Origin of the sequence: Streptomyces sp. NPDC048191 (assembly GCF_040652655.1) — a bacterium.
Classification (GTDB): domain Bacteria; phylum Actinomycetota; class Actinomycetes; order Streptomycetales; family Streptomycetaceae; genus Streptomyces.
The window spans coordinates 261,212-276,224 of record NZ_JBEZMO010000009.1 but is presented as its reverse complement, the minus strand read 5'-3'; the positions used below and the strand labels follow the sequence as shown (position 1 = coordinate 276,224).

The window sequence follows — 15,013 nt, the reverse complement described above, 5'->3', positions numbered from 1 at the left end:
TGCCGGGTCCGTCCGCTGCGCCAGGCCGCCGTCCGGGTGCGGTGCGTCGGTGCGTGCGTGGGCGGCCCGGACTCAGCCGCCGTGTCGCAGCACCCTCCGGGCGACCTGGCTCAGTCGCCCGCGCGGCCTCGGTGCCGGGCCCGCCCGGTCCAGCCACCACTCGCGCAACCGCCGCCGGGTCCCCGCGTCCCCCGGTCGGCCCGACTCCAGCAGGTGCCCGGCGAAGTCCAGGGCGTCACGGCGGTAGCCGCCGGTCATCGGCCGCGGCCGGGCGTAGTCCAGGAACGCTGTCCGGTACCCCTCGCCGAGAATGACCGGCAGCTCGGGCGCCACCTTCGCCACCACGTCCGCCCGCTTCGAGGCGAGTGCCCGTGCCTGCACCCCCATCCGCACCCGGTCGAACCCCTCGGGCACCGGCGTCCCGGCCACGAGGGAGGACAGTACGGCGGCCTGGGCCACCCCGACCCGCTCGCGCGCCCCGACGACCGGCCGGGCGAGAACCGCGACCCCTCCGCCCGCCGGGCCGCCGGCGGAAACCGCTTCCGCCCCCTCGTCGGCCCGTTCGCGTCCCACCGTCACCGCCTCCCGTATCACCGTCAACTCCCGCTCCAGCTCGGCGGGTCCGGGGAAGTTCTCGTCCCGTTCCAGCAGGACGCCGGGCGGTGCGGTGCGGGAGGCGAGGTCGGTCAGGATGTCGAGGACCGGACGCGGCACGGGGTGGGCGTGGCTGTCGTGCCAGACGCCGTCGCGCTCGAAGCCGCCCGCGACATGGACGTAGGCGATCGCCTCCACGGGCAGCACGGCCAGCGCCGCGGCCGGGTCCTCGCCCCGGTTGACGTGGTTGGTGTGCAGGTTGGCCACGTCGATCAGCAGGCGTACGCCGGTGCGTTCGACCAGCTCGGACAGGAACTGCCCCTCGGTCAGCTCCTCGCCGGGCCAGGAGAACAGCGCGGCGATGTTCTCCAGGGCCAGCGGGACGGGCAGGGCGTCCTGGGCGATGCGGACGTTCTCGCAGAGCACGTCCAGGGCGTCCCGGGTGCGCGGGACCGGCAGCAGGTGACCGGCCTCCAGGCGCGGGGAGGCGGTGAGCGGGCCGCCCGCGCGGACGAACGCGATGTGCTCGGTGACCAGCGGGGAGCCGAGGGCCTCGGCGCGCTCGGCGAGCGCCGTGAGCCGGTCCTCGTCGGGGCGGTCGGCGCCGCCCAGGCCGAGGGAGACGCCGTGCGGGACCACGGTGACCCCGCGCTCGCGCAGCCGCAGCAGCGACTCGGGAAGATGACCGGGGCAGACGTTCTCCGCCACGACCTCCACCCAGTCGATGCCCGGCATGCGCTCCACGGCGTCCGCGATCTCCGGCCGCCAGCCGATGCCCGTGCCCAGTGGCCGCATGGCTCCTCCCCTCCCTCGAATGCAGGGGGTATGGCCGCGGCGGCCGGACCCGAACCTCCTCCGCGCCGTGTTCAGAGCAACATTTGAGCTTCAGCCCCGGGCCGGCCACCGCTCGGGGCCACGCCCCAGCAGGCGCAGTGCCTCCTCCAGCGGGCCGGAGCCCTCGGGCACCTCCAGCGCAGGGGCGAAGGCGAAGCCCGGGCCGCGCCGGGCGGGGTCGTCCGGCACCTGACGGGCCACGGCGAGCGCGGCGACCAGGACGTGCTCGGGGAGTTCCACGGCGACGCCGAGGGTGGCGGCGACGTCCCAGGCGTGCACGACGTGGTCGACGAAGTGGAAGCCGATCGCCTGGCCGCCGGGGAAGCCGGCGCCCAGCTCCGGCAGCACGAACTCCCGTTCCGGCGCGCCCGGTTCGGCGAAGGCGGAGAGCACCGAGGCGGCGGCCGACCGGTGTGTCCGGGCCGGATCGCTCATGTCCTCCGGCTCCCGCCAGTACTCCGGCTCCCGCCCCGCTCCGCGGGCCGCCGCGGCGAAACCGAAGTGCTGTGCGGTCATGTGGGCGACGAGCCTGCGCAGGTCCCAGCCCGCGCAAGGGGTGTCCCGCGCCCAGTCCACGGGCGTGGCCAGGTCCACCACGCGTACGGCCTCCTGGACGGCGATCCGGTCGAGTTCGACGAAGTCCGCTCCGGTGACAGTCATGGCCCGAGCCTAAAACAATGCGAACGATCGTGCTTATTTTTTTTGGGAAACAGCGGTGTATGCGGTTCCAACGAGGCTCGCGGTCAGGGAACCTGAGGCACCGTGACGCCGTCCGCGGCCGCGTCGCGCAGCCGTCCCACGATGGCCACGCGTGCCCTGCGGTAGGCCGTCTCCTCGTCGTGCAGCACCGACAGGGCGTTCGCCGTCTCCAGCAACGCGACCAGTTCGAAGGCGAGTTGCGGGGCGTCCGCGCCGGCGCGCAGCTCGCCCGCCGTACGGGCCTCGTCGATCGTGCGCTCCACATGGGCCGACCAGTCGCGCTGGGTCCGGACCACGGCGTCGTGCACCGGCCCGGTCCGCGCGTCGAACTCGGCCATGGCGCCGTAGAAGAAGCAGCCGCCGGGGAACACCCGCTCGCGCGAGTAGTCGAGCCACAGCTCGCACAGCCGCCACACCCGGCCGACGCCGGCCGGGGTCCCGGCGGCGGGCCGGATCACCCGCTCGGTGAAGATCCGCGCCGCCTCCCGCACGGTGGCCAGCTGCAGTTCCTGCTTGGAGCCGAAGAGCGCGAACACCCCGCTCTTGCTCAGCTCCAGCTCGGCGGCGAGGCGGCCGACGGTGAGCGCCTCCAGGCCCTCGACCGAGGCGATGTCCACCGTGCGGCGCAGCACCAGCCGGCGGGTCCGGTTGCCCCGCTCGACCCGCCCGTCGACCCGCGTCATCGGCCCTCCTAGCGCAGGGCGGGGTGGTCGGCGACGACCGTGCAGCTGCCCGGCGCGATCTCCGTGAAGCCGGCGTCCCGCACCACCGGCAGCCCGCTGCCGGTCAGCCGGGCCCAGTCGGCGGGGTCGGTGGTACGGACGGCGAGCACGTGGCCCGCGGCCCGCCAGGCGGCGCGCTCCGCGTCCGGCAGCGCCCACCAGGCCAGCTGGGCGCCGTGCCCGGCCTGGGCCATCGCCTTCCCGGCCGACATCTCCAGCTCCGGATTCAGCCACAGCACGGGCTGCGCCGGGTCGGCGGCGGCGGGCGGCTCCGGGTCGTCCAGCTCGGTGCCGGACACCTGGAGCCTGGCCAGGTCCTTGGGCCAGCCGTCGAGCGGGACCGGCGGGAAGACCCGCACCTGCGCGGACTCGCCGGCCACCGTGATCCCCGGCAGCGCCTCGGCACGCCGCCACTCGGCGCCCCGGGCCCGCCGGACCACCTTGCGGATGCGCGCGTCCTCCCAGCCGCGCACCGCCTCGGCCCACTCTCCGTCCCCCCGCGCCCGCTCGTCACCGAGCAGCACGAGCACCGCCCGGGCGGCCGTCTCCAGCGCGTCGGTACGCGCGGGCGGCGCGCCGCGCTCGATCCGCGCGACGAGGGGCAGGACGAACTGGGGCGCCTCGTCCCGGGCATGGCGCTCGGTCTGGAAGGGACTGTCTCCGGGGGACGGCAGAACTTGGCTCACACCAGCCAACCCTAAGGTGCGAGGGACGGTGTCCGGCATGCGGCTGCCGCAGCCACAATGCCCCTATGCAACGTGATCTACGGCTGGCCCCTGCTGAAGGCGGGCGTGGCCGGGCTGCCGGCCACGCTCACCTGCGCGCTGCTCGGCGCGGCCGTCGGCGCGCTCACCAACCGGCCGCTGCTGCGCTCCACCGGTCGCGCCGTGCCCGCGATGCTGCTGGGTGCGCTGCTGGCGGTGGTGCTCACCGGCTCCCCGGCGCAGGCCGCGGTCAGCGGCCTGGTCACCGGCTCGCGGACCGGCCGGGCCCCGGTGCCGCTGCTGCCGCTGGCCGGGGCGGCCCTGCTCACGGCCGCGGCCTTCGCCGTCGCCGCCCGGCTCACCGCCCACCGGTCACCCTGAGCGGTCCGTGCGCCGGGCTCCACCGCGGGCAGGGCGTCAGTGGTGCTTGCCGGTCCGGGCGATCAGCTCGGAGACCTTCACGAACCGGTAGCCCCGCCTGCGCAGTTCCGGTACGACCGCGCGGACGACCTTCTCGGTGGCCGGGGCGGCGCTGCGGGTGCAGTGCATGATGACCACGGAGCCCGGCTTCACACCCGCCAGCACCTGCCGGGTGACCGCGTCGGCGTTCTTGGCGAACGCGTCGCCGCTCACCACGTCCCACTGCACCGCCGTCACCCCGGTCCCGCTGAGCGCGCGCAGCGCCCGCTGGTCGTAACAGCCGCCGGGGAAGCGGAAGTACGGCAGCGCGTGCGGCACACCCGCGTTGCGCAGGGAGGCGTACGCCTTCTCCACGTCCTCGCGCATCTCGCCGGGATCGAGGGTGCGCAGGCCGTAGCACTTCTCGGTGAACGCGTAGTGACTGTAGGAGTGGTTGGCGACCTCGAACTGCGGGTCGTGGCCGAGGCTGCGGGCCTCGGTCGGGTACTCGTCGGCCCACCGGCCGGTCATGAAGACCGTCGCCGGGACCTTCAGTGTGCGCAGGGTGCCGATGAGGGCGGGGTTGTCGAAGTGCTCTCCGGCGGCCGCGCGGGGCCCCTCGTCGGCGGTCATGTCGGCGTCGAAGGTCAGCGCGACGGTCTTGCCCAGGGTGCGCGGACCGTGCTCGAAGACCGGGGTCAGACCGCCGGGGCCCGGGGCCAGTACCGGCGGACGCGAGGCGGGCGGGGAGGCGGAGACGGACGGCCCGGCCGGGGCCTGCCGGGCACTGCCCGCGGTACCGCAGGCGGCGAGCGTCGCGCCCAGGGCACAGACGGTGGCGATACGGCGTACTCGTGGGATCACCGTACGAACGTAGGACTGAATGGCCGCTTGTATGCCGATATGACCGATGACGCGACGGTACGGTCACCCGGGCGGCTGCGCCAGCAGCCGTTCCCGGCACTCCGCCACGTCGAAGTCGCCCTTCGGGTACTGCGGGTCCAGTTCCTCCAGGTGCTCCAGCAGCAGGCGGCTGATCGCCCAGTTCCGGTACCACTTGCGGTCCGCCGGGACCACGTACCAGGGCGCGTACGGCGCCGCGCAGCGCTCCAGGGCCAGTTCGTACGCCTCCCGGTAGGCGGGCCACAGGGTGCGCTCGTCGATGTCGGCGGGGTCGAACTTCCAGTGCTTGTCGGGGCGGTCCAGGCGGCGCAGCAGGCGGCGCCGCTGTTCCTCGTAGGAGAGGTGCAGGAAGCACTTGATCACGGTCACGCCGTCCTCGGCGAGCGACCGCTCGAAGTCGTTGACGAGGCCGTAGCGGCTGCCGATCTCGGCCGGTACGACGAGACGCCGTACCCGGGCGATGAGGAGGTCCTCGTAGTGCGAGCGGTCGAAGATGCCGATCTCCCCCGGCATGGGCAGGGCCCCGCGCACCCGCCACAGGAAGTCGTGCCGCCGTTCCTCCTCGCTGGGAGCCTTGAACGCCTGGATCCGGCAGCCGGACGGGTTGAGGTGGCCGATGACGTGCTTGACCGTGCCGCCCTTGCCACTGGTGTCCATGCCCTGGAGCACCAGCAGCACGCGCCGGCGGTCCCCGGCCGTGCCCGCCGCCCACAGCCGCTCCTGCAGCCGGGCCAGCCGTTTGCCCATGCGGGTGGCGTCCTGCCGGGCCGGCTTCTTGCCGCCGGGGGCACCGGGAGTGGTCCGGGTGCCGTACGCGGCCAGATCGACCGGCTCGCCCGGCGGGAGCCGCAGCGCGTCACGGAGGTTCTCGCAGCTCCTCTTCGTCACGGCCATCCCTTCCCTCCGCCCACGGCGGACCCGCACACGCACGGCGGCCCACGCCGCTAGCCGCGGCGGTACCGGCCCGTCAACGTCCCGATGGAGAGCGTGTGCCCCGAAAGTGCCCGCAGCAGCTGCGCACGGGAGGCATCCGCGGCGAGTGACAGGCGGCGGTCCGCGGCGTACACGGTGAGGACATAGCGGTGCGGCCGGTCACCGCGCGGCGGACAGGGCCCGCCGTACCCGGTCCGCCCGAAGTCGTTGCGCCCCTCGGTCGCCCCCCGCGGCTGTTCGCCCGCGGACAACCGCGTGGTGTGCGGGCCCAGGTTCCACGCCAGCCAGTGCGTGAACGCGCCGTGCGGGGCGTCGGAGTCCTGCATGACCAGGGCCAGCGCGGCGGTGTGCGCGGGTACGCCGGCAAGGGCCAGCGGCGGCGAGACATCGGCGCCGTCGCAGGTGTGGCGCCGCGGGACGGTGCCGCCGTCGGCGAACGCGGAACTGGTGACGGTCAGCCGCCCGGTGGCCGCGGGGGAGGAGACCGAGGGCGTCGAGGGCGGGGCGGGCGCGGCGGGAGAACCGCCGGCATCCCCGCACCCCGCGACGGCCGCCAGCGCGGCCACGACGGTCACCCAGCATCTGCGCATGCCCGGCACGCTAGCCGGAGCGGAGCTCACCGTCACCGTTCGCCACGGCCTGCTGGTTGCCCCGTTCCAGGAAGTGCAGCAGCTCCACCGGGATGGGCAGGACCAGCGTGGAGTTCTTCTCGGCGGACACCGCCATCACCGTCTGCAGCAGCCGCAGCTGGAGAGCGGCCGGGGTGTCGGCCATCTGCTGGGCCGCCTCGGCCAGCTTCTTGGAGGCCTGGTACTCGGCGTCGGCGTTGATGATCCGGGCCCGGCGCTCCCGGTCGGCCTCGGCCTGGCGGGCCATGGACCGCTTCATGGTGTCCGGCAGGGAGACGTCCTTGATCTCGACCCGGTCGACCTGGATGCCCCAGCCGACGGCCGGGCTGTCGATCATGAGTTCCAGGCCCTCGTTGAGTTTCTCGCGGTTGGAGAGCAGGTCGTCGAGGTCGCTCTTGCCGATGATCGACCGCAGGGACGTCTGGGCCATCTGCGACACCGCGAACTTGTAGTCCTCGACCTTCACCAGGGCGCTCGCCGCGTCGACCACGCGGAAGTAGACGACGGCGTCGACCCGCACGGTGACGTTGTCGCGGGTGATGCCCTCCTGGGCCGGGATCGGCATCGTGACGATCTGCATGTTGACCTTGTGCAGCCGGTCCACGAACGGGATCACGAGGGTCAGGCCGGGTTCGCGCTCGCCTCCCGCCACCCGGCCGAGGCGGAAGAGCACGCCTCGCTCGTACTGCTTGACGATCCGCGCCGCCATCGCCAGGTAGACCACGGCGACCGAACCCGCCGCCGCCACGGCGCCCAGCAGCTCCTGGAGCATGGTGACCTCCTCACGGAGAGGTCTGATTTCGTCCGCTGCTGTCACCATATGCCTGGGGTGGGGCGGAAGCCACAAGCCCGGGACCGGGCCGGGACACCGAGGGGCGTCGGCGTCCCGGCCCGGAGACAGCGGCCGTCAGCCGGCCGGGGCCGTGACCCGCACCAGTTCCGTGCCCGCCGCGCTGTGGCGTACGGCCCAGTTCTCCAGGGCCGTGCGGCAGGCGTGGTCCAGATGGTGCAGGCCGGACAGGTCCAGGCGGACCGGGCGGTCCTGGGGCAGCGACTCCAGGCTGTCCAGGATCTTCGGCAGCCGCAGGAAGGTCGCGTTGCCCGTGAGGCGGACGTCGACGGGGCCGGCGCCCTTGTCCACGACCTCCAGCCTGATGTGCGAGGCCTCCCAGGCCGTCTTGACCACGGCCAGCGCCAGCCCGATCAGCACGCCCTCGAACATGCTGACCGCCACGATGGACAGCGCGGTCACCGACAGGATCAGCGCCTCGCCCCGGTGCTCGCGCCACAGCACGCCCAGTGCCCGGACCGGGACCAGTTTGGCGCCCGAGTGGATCAGGATGCCCGCCAGCGCCGGGACCGGGATGTGGGCGAGCACGTCCGGCAGCAGCGCGGCGAACAGCAGCAGCCACACGCCGTGCAGCACGCGGGAGGCCTTCGTACGGGCGCCCGCCTGGACGTTGGCCGCGCTGCGCACGATCACCGCGGTCATCGGCAGCGCGCCCAGCAGCCCGCACACCGCGTTGCCGGTGCCCTGGGCCACCAGCTCCTTGTCGTACTCGGTGCGCGGCCCGGAGTGCAGCCGGTCCACGGCCGCCGCGCTGAACAGCGACTCGGCGGACGCGATCAGCGTGAAGGCGACGACCGTGCCGAGCGCGCCGACGCCCGCCAGCTCGCCGAAGGCGTCGAGCGGCGGCGGCTGGACCGAGCCCAGCAGGCCCCGCACCTTCACGGTCGCCACCGGCAGGCCGAGCGCGAACGCGGCCACCGTGGCGAGGCCCACCGCGGCCAGCGGGCCGGGCAGCGTACGCACCCTCGCCGGGGTGTGCCGCCACAGCAGCAGCACCCCGATCGTGCCCGCGCACACCGCGAGCGAGGCCACGGCCGTGCCGTCGCCGAGGGCGTCCAGGAACGCCCCGGGCAGACCGGCGATCTTGCCCGGCCCGGAGTCGGGGGCCTTGGCGGCCAGCGCCGGATACAACTGCCCGGCGACGAGCACCAGTCCGATTCCGGCCAGCATGCCCTCGACGACGGAGACCGAGATGGCGCGGAAGTAGCGGCCGAGCCTCAGCAGGCCCATGCCCACCTGGAGGAGCCCGGCGGCGAGCACGATCGCGCCGAGCACCGGCAGCCCGAACTCCTTGACCGCCTCGAAGACGAGCACGGTCATACCGGCCGCCGGCCCCGACACCTGCAGGCTGCTGCCGCGCATCAGGCCGGTGACGAGGCCGCCCACGATGCCGGTGACCAGGCCGAGTTCGGCCGGGACCCCGGAGGCGACGGCCACGCCCACGCACAGCGGCAGCGCGACCAGGAACACGACGAGGGAGGCGGCGAAGTCCTGCCGCGCGCAGGGGAACCGGGATATGAGGTTCCCGCCGGTCATCCGCGCGCTCACAGGGACTCGAAGGTGTCGGTGTGCGGGCGGTGCGCCCGTACGGCGCCGGTGTGCACCTCGTAGTACCAGGCGTGCAGGCCCAGTTGACCCACCGCCAGCTTGCGTTCCACACACGGGTACGAGCGCAGCCGCAGCAACTGGGTCAGGACGTGCGCCTGCACGCCCTCGGCGACCTCGGGGTCCTCGGCCTGGCCGGCCGGGCGCGGGGTGGCGTGCGCGAGCCAGTCGCGCACGGCGGGTACGGCGGTCAGGTCGTCGCCGCGCACCAGCGCACCGACGGCACCGCAGTGCGAGTGGCCGCAGACGACGATGTCGCGCACGCCGAGCACCTCCACCGCGTACTCGATGGTCGCGGCCTCGCTGGTGGGCTGGCGCGAGGTGTGGGGCGGGACGATGTTGCCCGCGGTGCGCAGCTCGAAGAGCTCGCCGGGGCGGGCGCCCGTGATCAGGGCCGGGACGACCCGGGAGTCGGAGCAGGTGATGAACAGGACCTGCGGGGACTGGCCTTCGGCGAGCTTGGCGAACTCCTCAGGGCGCTGTCCGAAGGTACGGGCGTTGTCGATGAGGGGCTGCATGTGTGTGAGTTCCTCCTGGCGCGCCTGCACGGGCGCGTCGGACTTGAACGACGGTTGTGGGGGGGGAGGGGGCCCGGTTCCCGGGCCGGCTCGCACCGGCTGTCAGCAGCGGAAGACCTGAAGGGCTGCCGGGGTGGGGGCTCTTGGGGCTCTGGGGGCGCGCTGGAGGGCGGCGCCGGGGGCGCTCGGTGTGTCGGTACCGGCGGCCCGGCCGACTATGAGGGGGTGTTCCCGCGCGCGGCGGAAGGCGGGGCCGCGGACCCCGTCCGCCGCGTCGCGCACCGGCTGTTCGGGCGGCGTGGTTCCGGCTTCGGCCTTGGCCGTTGCTTCACTGAGAGTGTGCGCAGGTGCGAAGGGGTCCGTGGGGGCGGAGCACAGCAGGGCGAGCAGGACGACGGCGACGGAAGCGAGCACGGCCCGGACCGTCGTACCTCGGGACATGCGGCCTCCTTCCACGGTTCGCGCCTCTCGCGCAGACCAAGCATTGGTCAATGGTTGGTCAAGAAGCACGTTAACCCTGCAAAGGCCTTTGCAGGGTTAACTGGGCGTTACGAGCGCAAGAGAGCGTGAAAAGTGCCGGTCGCGTGGCGCGATCCGGCTCTTGACTACGAGCCGACGAGCCCCTTCGCGTCCCGGGCCAGCGCGGTGAGGCGGGAGATCGCCCGGAAGTACTTCTTGCGGTAGCCGCCGTTCAGCATCTCCTCGCTGAAGAGCTTGTCGAACGGCAGTCCCGAGGCCAGCACCGGGACCTCGCGGTCGTAGAGCCGGTCCGCGAGCACCACGAGACGCAGCGCGGTCGACTGGTCCGGCACCGGCCGCACATCGGTGAGGCACACCGCCCGCACCCCGTCGGTCAGCGCGCCGTACCGGCTCGGGTGGACCTTGGCCAGGTGCTCCAGCAGATGCGGGAAGTCGTCGAGGGAGGCGCCCGGGGTGGCGTAGGCCGCCTTCGTCACCTCTTCGTCGGTGAAGGGCTTCGGGGCCTCGGGCAGACCGCGGTGGCGGTAGTCCTCGCCGTCGATGCGCAGGGCGCGGAAGTGGGCGGACAGGCCCTGTATCTCGCGCAGGAAGTCGGCGGCGGCGAACCGGCCCTCGCCCAGCTTGCCCGGCAGCGTGTTGGAGGTGGCGGCCAGTGCCACACCCGCCTCCACCAGCTTGCCGAGCAGGGTCGACACCAGGACCGTGTCGCCCGGGTCGTCCAGCTCGAACTCGTCGATGCACAGCAGGCGGTGACCGGAGAGGGTCCGCACCGTCTGCTGGAAACCGAGGGCGCCGACCAGGTTGGTCAGCTCCACGAAGGTGCCGAACGCCTTGAGCGCGGGCTCGGCCGGGGTCGCGTGCCACAGGGAGGCGAGCAGATGGGTCTTGCCGACGCCGTAGCCGCCGTCCAGGTAGACCCCGCGCGGGCCGGCCGGGGCCTTGGGCGCCCTGGCCCTGCCGAAGCCGAGGAAGCCGCGCCGGCCGGCGCCGGACGCGTGCGCCCCGCCGAGCCCGCCCGCGAAGCCCTCGAGCACCCGGACGGCCTCGGTCTGGCTGGGCTGGTTCGGGTCCGGTATGTACGTCGAGAAGCGGACCGAGTCGAAGCGCGGCGGCGGCACCATCTCGGCGACCAGCCGGTCCGCGGGGACGTGCGGCGCACGGGCGCACAGGGACAGGGGGCCCGCGTCGGTCAGAGGGCTGGATCCGGGGGCGGTGGTGGAGGACGACACGGTTAACCATGCTAAGCGCCGTGTCAGACTGCACGACATGCGACGCCTGTTCCCTGTGACCGAAGAAACAGCAGCCCAGGCCCCCGGCGGGACGACCGAGCGGGAGGGGGCCAGGGGGGTTGCCGGGGCGCGGGTGACGGATGCGCACGTCGCGGCCCTCGTCGATCGCGAGTGGACGCTCACCGAGCTGGCCGCCGCCTACGCCTACCCGGAGCCCGCGCCCGGCACCCCGCGGCCGTGGCTGCGGGCCAACATGGTCTCCACGCTCGACGGCGCTGCCCAGCACGAGGGGCGCTCCCAGCCCATCTCCAGCGCCTCCGACATGCGGATCTTCGGCACGCTGCGGGCGCTCGCCGACGTGATCGTGGTGGGCGCCGAGACGGTGCGCCAGGAGGGGTACCGGCCCGCACGCGCGCGTGCCGAGTTCGCCGCCGCCCGAGAGGCCGCCGGACAGGGCCCGGCGGCGGCGATCGCGGTGGTCACCGCGAGCCTGGAGCTGGACCTCTCGCTCCCGTTGTTCACCTCGCCGCTGGTGCCCACGCTGATCCTGACCGGAGCCGGGGCCGACGCCGACCGGATCGCGGCCGCCGAGAAGGCCGGCGCCAAGGTGGTGATCGCCGGCGAGGGCGCCGGCGTCGACCCCGCGCGCGCCGTGGGCGCCCTGGCCGGCCTGGGCCACACCCGGCTGCTCACCGAGGGCGGCCCCCGGCTGCTCGGCCAGCTGATCGCCGCCGAGGTGCTGGACGAGCTGTGCCTGACCCTCTCGCCCACGCTGACCGCGGGCGACGCGCAGCGCATCGCCGGGGGGCCGCCGGTCGCCGTGCCGCACCGGTTCGAACTCGCGTCCCTCCTCGAAGAGGCCGGATTCCTGTTCGGTCGTTACCGTCGGTCCTGAAATCAGCGGAATCTACCGTTCCGTTTAGCCCCCGGAGGGCAGACTTAGTCCGGCAGAACCCGTGCGAACACGGGGCAGGATGGTTTCCGCACGGGCCTTGTCCGGGCCCCCGGAGGAGAAGAGGCGTTTGGTGTTCACAAGCGTTCTGATGATCGAGAAGGCTTTGACGTCCGCCGACGTCGAGTTCGTCACCACCTTGCACGGAGACGAGCCCGTCGCTTTCCACGTGCTCCTCCAGCCGCGCGGCGACCAGGCGGACCGCCTGCTGCGGGCCATCGACGACATCGCGCTCGGCGAACTCGACGAGGCGGTCCGGGAACACGACACGCCGGAGGGTGAGGACGCGCGCAGCGTCGGACAGCAGGCGCTCGACGTCTCCGTCCAGGCCCTGCGCTCCTCGGGCAGCGGGGCCGAGGGACGGATGGTCGAGGACCATCCGCTGGACGCGCTGAAGGCGCTGGTCGCCGAGGTGGACGCCGACGAGGTGATCGTGCTCACCGACCCCCACTATGTGGAGGAGTTCTTCCACCGGGACTGGGCCTCCCGGGCCCGCCACAAGGTGGGGGTGCCGGTGCTGAAGCTGTTCTCCCACAGCAAGGCGTAGACGCTCCGCCGCTTCGGCCGCCGATCGCTGTCGGCGAGGGCGTCCGTGGGTGCCGGCGCGTCGTTGCCCGCGCCCGCGCGGCGGAGCCGCACACCGATACGGCCCCGCGCCCCTCGGGTCGGCGACCGGGCCCCTCGCTGCAACGAGCCCGGCGGCCGAGCGCATAGGCTAGGGCCCGCTCAGCCTCGTACCGGAGATCTTGGGGAGAACCACATGGCACCCGGCCTTCCTGCCGCCATGGACCGACCGCACTTCATCGGCATCGGCGGCGCCGGGATGTCGGGGATCGCCAAGATCCTCGCGCAGCGGGGGGCCGCGGTGGCCGGGAGCGACGCCAAGGAGTCGGCGACCGCCGAGGCGCTGCGGGCGCTCGGGGCCACCGTGCACATCGGGCACGCGGCGGAGCACCTCGCCGACGACGCGAGCTGTGTCGTCGTCTCGTCGGCGATCCGCGAGGACAACCCCGAGCTGGCCCGCGCGGCCGAGCTGGGCATCCCGGTGGTGCACCGCTCCGACGCGCTCGCCGCGCTGATGGAGGGGCTGCGCCCGATCGCCGTGGCCGGTACCCACGGCAAGACGACGACCACCTCGATGCTGGCCGTCTCCCTCACCGAGCTGGGCCGGGAGCCGTCGTACGCCATCGGCGGCGACCTCGACGCGCCCGGCTCGAACGCCCTGCACGGAGCGGGCGAGATCTTCGTCGCCGAGGCCGACGAATCGGACCGCAGCTTCCACAAGTACGCGCCCGAGGTCGCCATCGTCCTCAACGTCGAGCTGGACCACCACGCCAACTACGCCTCGATGGACGAGATCTACGAGTCCTTCGAGACCTTCGCCGGGAAGATCGTCCCCGGCGGCACCCTGGTCGTCTCCGCCGACCACGAGGGGGCACGGGAGCTGACCCGCCGGCTCGCGGGCTCGGTGCGGACCGTGACCTACGGTGAGGCCGAGGACGCCGACGTGCGGGTCACGGCCGTCGTACCGCAGGGGCTGAGGAGCCGGGTCACCGTGATCCTCGACGGCGAGGAGCTGACCTTCACCGTCTCCGTACCGGGGCGGCACTACGCCCTCAACGCCGTCGCCGCGCTCACCGCCGCCGCCGCCCTCGGCATCCCGGCCGCGGAGCTGGCGCCCGCGCTCGCCGCCTACACCGGGGTCAAGCGGCGCCTGCAGCTCAAGGGCGAGGCCGCCGGGGTGCAGGTCATCGACTCCTACGCGCACCACCCCACCGAGATGACCGCCGACCTGGAGGCCATGCGGGGCGCCGCCGGCGACTCCCGCATCCTCGTCGTCTTCCAGCCGCACCTGTTCTCCCGCACCCAGGAGCTGGGCAAGGAGATGGGCCAGGCCCTCGCCCTCGCCGACGCCTCCGTGGTGCTGGACATCTACCCGGCCCGCGAGGACCCGGTCCCGGGCGTGACCAGCGAACTGATCATCGCGGCCGCACGCGCGGCCGGCGCCGACGTCACCGCCGTCCACGACAAGGCCGAGATCCCTGTCGTGATCGCGGGAATGGCGAAGCCCGGTGATCTCGTTCTCACCATGGGCGCGGGCGACGTGACGGACCTGGGCCCGCTGATCCTGGACCGCCTGTCGCAGTAAAGGGGCTGAGGCTCATGTCGTACGACGTCGAGAAGCCGGACGAGCAGTGGCGCGCGGAGCTGAATCCGGCCGAGTACGCCGTGCTGCGCCAGGCCGCCACCGAACCGGCCTTCACCGGTGAGTACACGGACACCAAGACCGAGGGTGTCTACTCCTGCCGTGCCTGCGGCGCCGAACTGTTCACCTCGGACACGAAGTTCGCGTCGCACTGCGGCTGGCCGTCCTTCTACGACCCGAAGGACACGGACGCGGTCGAACTGGTCGAGGACCGCTCCCACGGCATGGTCCGCACCGAGGTGCGCTGTGCCCGCTGCGGCTCCCACCTCGGGCACGTCTTCGAGGGCGAGGGGTATCCGACCCCGACCGACCAGCGGTATTGCATCAACTCCATCTCGCTGCGGCTGGCCCCCGCCGAGGACTGACCGCCGGGCCGGCTCCGTCGGTCGGCCGAGGCCGGAAACCGTCCCGATCGACCGGCACTCCCGATCCCGCCCGGTCGTGGGCCCGGACGCCGGAGCGGGGCGGCCCGCCCGTGCGGCTGCCGCCCGGCCTCCCGCCCGGGACGAGGGTCCTCGCCCGTCTGGTGACCGCCGGGGACCGCGCGGGCGCCGCGCGGTTCGCCCCGCGGATCGTCGACGCGGGAGGCACCGCGTACCTCGGGCTGACCGCGCCGGGCGGCGGGGCTCGGCCGGTTCGGGAGCGTGCTGCGGGGGCACGGGCCGGACCCGGACGGCACTCCCGGCCCGCCATGGGGCTGAAGGGCCCGCGTCCGGGCACGGGGGCTGTTGAGGACGCGGGGACGGATGAGGCCGG

The 15,013-nt window shown here is 73.6% G+C and carries 16 protein-coding genes and 1 pseudogene; 5 read left to right on the top strand and 12 right to left on the bottom strand.

What is annotated here, in order from left to right:
- Window positions 1-72 precede the first annotated feature (72 nt).
- The 4 genes from AB0D93_RS18170 to AB0D93_RS18155 all read right to left on the bottom strand — a co-directional run bounded on the left by AB0D93_RS18170 (window position 73) and on the right by AB0D93_RS18155 (window position 3,574).
- Window positions 73-1,389, bottom strand: a complete 1,317-nt coding sequence (locus AB0D93_RS18170; protein WP_362120346.1) for a DUF692 domain-containing protein — start codon at window positions 1,387-1,389, stop codon at window positions 73-75.
- A gap of 90 nt (window positions 1,390-1,479) precedes the next feature.
- Window positions 1,480-2,088 (bottom strand): TIGR03086 family metal-binding protein, encoded by a 609-nt coding sequence (locus AB0D93_RS18165; protein WP_362120344.1) that lies wholly within the window; start codon window positions 2,086-2,088, stop codon window positions 1,480-1,482.
- Between the two features lie 83 nt (window positions 2,089-2,171).
- The gene (locus tag AB0D93_RS18160) at window positions 2,172-2,810 is read right to left on the bottom strand and encodes a TetR family transcriptional regulator (RefSeq protein WP_362120342.1); all 639 of its coding nucleotides are present in this window, start codon (window positions 2,808-2,810) and stop codon (window positions 2,172-2,174) included.
- An 8-nt stretch (window positions 2,811-2,818) separates the two neighbouring features.
- The gene (locus AB0D93_RS18155; RefSeq protein ID WP_362120340.1) at window positions 2,819-3,574 is read right to left on the bottom strand and encodes a peptidyl-tRNA hydrolase; all 756 of its coding nucleotides are present in this window, start codon (window positions 3,572-3,574) and stop codon (window positions 2,819-2,821) included.
- A 54-nt stretch (window positions 3,575-3,628) separates the two neighbouring features.
- On the opposite strand from AB0D93_RS18155, the pseudogene AB0D93_RS18150 reads away from it, so the two are divergent.
- Window positions 3,629-3,934, top strand: a pseudogene (locus tag AB0D93_RS18150) (ABC transporter); the annotation flags it as partial.
- 36 nt (window positions 3,935-3,970) lie between these two features.
- Here the strand turns inward: AB0D93_RS18150 and AB0D93_RS18145 are convergent.
- The 8 genes from AB0D93_RS18145 to zapE all read right to left on the bottom strand — a co-directional run bounded on the left by AB0D93_RS18145 (window position 3,971) and on the right by zapE (window position 11,099).
- Window positions 3,971-4,816 (bottom strand): polysaccharide deacetylase family protein, encoded by an 846-nt coding sequence (locus AB0D93_RS18145; RefSeq protein ID WP_362120338.1) that lies wholly within the window; start codon window positions 4,814-4,816, stop codon window positions 3,971-3,973.
- 63 nt (window positions 4,817-4,879) lie between these two features.
- Window positions 4,880-5,749: a PPK2 family polyphosphate kinase gene (locus AB0D93_RS18140; protein WP_362120336.1), complete on the bottom strand. Its 870-nt coding sequence runs from the start codon at window positions 5,747-5,749 to the stop codon at window positions 4,880-4,882.
- A 50-nt stretch (window positions 5,750-5,799) separates the two neighbouring features.
- Entirely contained in the window at window positions 5,800-6,378 is a 579-nt protein-coding gene (locus tag AB0D93_RS18135) for a YbhB/YbcL family Raf kinase inhibitor-like protein (RefSeq protein WP_362120334.1), read from the bottom strand.
- A 10-nt stretch (window positions 6,379-6,388) separates the two neighbouring features.
- Window positions 6,389-7,189 carry a slipin family protein gene (locus AB0D93_RS18130; RefSeq protein ID WP_362120332.1) on the bottom strand — a complete coding sequence of 267 codons (801 nt, stop codon included), beginning with the start codon at window positions 7,187-7,189 and terminating at the stop codon, window positions 6,389-6,391.
- 135 nt (window positions 7,190-7,324) lie between these two features.
- Window positions 7,325-8,803 (bottom strand): SulP family inorganic anion transporter, encoded by a 1,479-nt coding sequence (locus AB0D93_RS18125; RefSeq protein WP_362120330.1) that lies wholly within the window; start codon window positions 8,801-8,803, stop codon window positions 7,325-7,327.
- An 8-nt stretch (window positions 8,804-8,811) separates the two neighbouring features.
- Window positions 8,812-9,390 carry a carbonic anhydrase gene (locus tag AB0D93_RS18120; RefSeq protein ID WP_362120328.1) on the bottom strand — a complete coding sequence of 193 codons (579 nt, stop codon included), beginning with the start codon at window positions 9,388-9,390 and terminating at the stop codon, window positions 8,812-8,814.
- Between the two features lie 102 nt (window positions 9,391-9,492).
- Window positions 9,493-9,831, bottom strand: coding sequence for a hypothetical protein (locus AB0D93_RS18115; protein ID WP_362120326.1), 339 nt, complete (start codon window positions 9,829-9,831; stop codon window positions 9,493-9,495).
- A gap of 164 nt (window positions 9,832-9,995) precedes the next feature.
- On the bottom strand, window positions 9,996-11,099 hold the full coding sequence (gene zapE / locus AB0D93_RS18110) for a cell division protein ZapE (protein ID WP_362120324.1): 1,104 nt from the start codon (window positions 11,097-11,099) through the stop codon (window positions 9,996-9,998).
- A gap of 37 nt (window positions 11,100-11,136) precedes the next feature.
- Between zapE and AB0D93_RS18105 the strand changes: the two genes are divergently transcribed.
- From AB0D93_RS18105 to msrB, 4 genes are all read left to right on the top strand, one after another.
- Window positions 11,137-11,994 carry a pyrimidine reductase family protein gene (locus AB0D93_RS18105; RefSeq protein WP_362120322.1) on the top strand — a complete coding sequence of 286 codons (858 nt, stop codon included), beginning with the start codon at window positions 11,137-11,139 and terminating at the stop codon, window positions 11,992-11,994.
- Window positions 11,995-12,124: 130 nt separating this feature from the next.
- Window positions 12,125-12,598, top strand: coding sequence for an indole-3-glycerol phosphate synthase (locus tag AB0D93_RS18100; RefSeq protein ID WP_362120320.1), 474 nt, complete (start codon window positions 12,125-12,127; stop codon window positions 12,596-12,598).
- Between the two features lie 213 nt (window positions 12,599-12,811).
- On the top strand, window positions 12,812-14,200 hold the full coding sequence (gene murC, locus AB0D93_RS18095) for a UDP-N-acetylmuramate--L-alanine ligase (RefSeq protein WP_362120318.1): 1,389 nt from the start codon (window positions 12,812-12,814) through the stop codon (window positions 14,198-14,200).
- 14 nt (window positions 14,201-14,214) lie between these two features.
- Entirely contained in the window at window positions 14,215-14,622 is a 408-nt protein-coding gene (msrB, locus tag AB0D93_RS18090) for a peptide-methionine (R)-S-oxide reductase MsrB (protein ID WP_362120316.1), read from the top strand.
- Window positions 14,623-15,013: the final 391 nt, after the last annotated feature.